Source organism: Crocosphaera sp. Alani8 (assembly GCF_038442745.1).
Taxonomy (GTDB): Bacteria; Cyanobacteriota; Cyanobacteriia; order Cyanobacteriales; family Microcystaceae; genus Crocosphaera.
Map to the genome: position 1 here is coordinate 1 of NZ_JARVCN010000161.1, position 1,942 is coordinate 1,942.

The window sequence follows — 1,942 nt, forward strand, 5'->3', positions numbered from 1 at the left end:
ATCATCCCGACGCTGAACTTCGTTACAGCGCGGGGCTTCTCGGCGGTGAGCTAAAGACGGGCAAACTACATCCCACGAGTGAACTACGTGGGCTTTGTTTGCGGTATCCTGTAACACATTCAATTGAGCCAAACTTTGAATCGGGAAAATTTTAAAGAAAAAATATAAGCCAATCATTCTTGAGAAAAAAACTTTGTCCTCACTGATATTTTATGTAAAAGTCGCTATCATAAACAGTAGCAAGATTCATCAAATCTTAGCAACTTCTCTTGTTGTTTACTCAAGACCACCCTTTTGCAATTTTAAGTTGATACTATTATGATTGACTCATCTGTCAATACAATTGAAGAATTCGATCTCTCCCGCGAAGAGAGAGTGACTGAAATTCAAAACCTCATTGAAACTTTACGTGTTGCTGATGAAATCGCTAGTCAAGGTTACTTGATTACTAGCTCGGAATTAGCCGACTTAATGGACATCAATGCTAGTGCTGTCACCAGTCGTGGTGATCATTGGTCTTGGCGTAACTGGGTTGTTTCAAGGGTTCGCCGAGAAGGAAATCAAATTCTCTGGCAACTAGAAAAAATCGATTAAATCAAAAATTTACTCGACATCTTGGGTGAGAATATGTTTTTGGGTTTAACCTAGGACGCATTCTCACCTTTTCCGATTTAACATTTTAGATAGGCTCAAGTAAGTTTACCAAACGGCTAAAAGCAATAATAAATGTCATTGTGACCCAACTTTTGCTATAAATATACAAAATAGCAATCAAGTTATAGAAACCTACCCATAATCACTATGGCTTCCTCTTATTTTAAAAGCGCACCCCTTAGCATCTTTAATTCTAATTTTATTTCTACTTTTATTTCTGTCGGGCTTCATGGCCTAGCTTTATTTTTAGTGGTTCCCTACCTCAGCAATTTACCTGCCTCGGAACCCGAAGTCTCAGACTCAAGCCCCATCAATGTTCCCCTAATTGAGTTAAACCCTAGCGAGCAAAATCGCCTACCTAACCCGAATTCTGGCTTATCTACCATACCAGATTTCCCTAACTCAAGCTTAGGGGATCTACCAATGCTAGATTCTCCATCTTTACAATCTTCTCTACCCAATACTTTCAGTAACTTACCTGCTCCTCCTGCTTTACCCCCCTTACCTCCCCTCAATTCCTACAATAACTATAGTAGGATTCCCATTGCCCTACCTCCAAGACGTTCTTTTACCCCCAGTCCCCCACCCGTTCCCAGATCCCTTCCTACACCCCCTCCTTTTCCTGAACTCAAAAACCCTACTCCCAAAACTCCCCCAATTCCCAATTCAGAAAATTCTGCAACTCCCAATTCTCGTCAGGATATTGGTTTTGGAGACCCAAACCCAAATAAACCCGACCATCCATTGTTCCAAAGGCCTAGTAATGTTAACCCTTTGGCAAACAATCCTAGATTACCCCGCAATCTCAACACTACCATCAGCCGGCAGGATCAGATTGCTAGAAGACTTCTAGAAGACACAGAAAAAGCGGTCAATAATTTAACCTACAATCCTCGAGGAACCACAAGAAGAGAAGGAAATCTAAAAGATGCTGAATGGCAACGTCAAACAGGAGTTCAACTAAAACCTAGTCAAATTCTAAGGCTTAGAGGAACTTATCCAAAATCCGCTTGTAATTTAAAATTAGAGGGAACCTCTGTTTACAATGTTCTAGTTAACAGTGATGGACAATTAACTAAACCTCCGTTTCGTACTCTCAGTTCTGGTTATGGTTTATTAGATAATCAAGCTTTTCAAGAGGTAAAATCCCGCAGTTTTCCTCAGTCTACAAGAGTGCAGGTTCGTTTTCGCTACGACTCAAAAATCTGTGGAACTAGTGTTGCTGAGGGAGAAACCAACACTCAACCTCAAAAAAATCCCCCCTCTCCTGCTCCTGAAGCCGAATCCC

General features: G+C 41.1%; 2 protein-coding genes. Both read left to right on the forward strand.

All coding sequences use genetic code 11. From position 1 onward, the window contains the following. Positions 1 to 318: 318 nt before the first annotated feature. Entirely contained in the window at positions 319 to 594 is a 276-nt protein-coding gene (locus P9B04_RS10890; RefSeq protein ID WP_342055015.1) for a hypothetical protein, read from the forward strand. Between the two features lie 207 nt (positions 595 to 801). After that, on the forward strand, positions 802 to 1,942 hold a 1,141-nt coding region (locus P9B04_RS10895; protein ID WP_342055016.1), incomplete at its 3' end, for an energy transducer TonB.

Coding starts and splice junctions, on each gene's coding strand:
- P9B04_RS10890 (WP_342055015.1), top strand. CDS start 319: ATGATTGACTCATCTGTCAATACAATTGAAGAATTCGATCTCTCCCGC.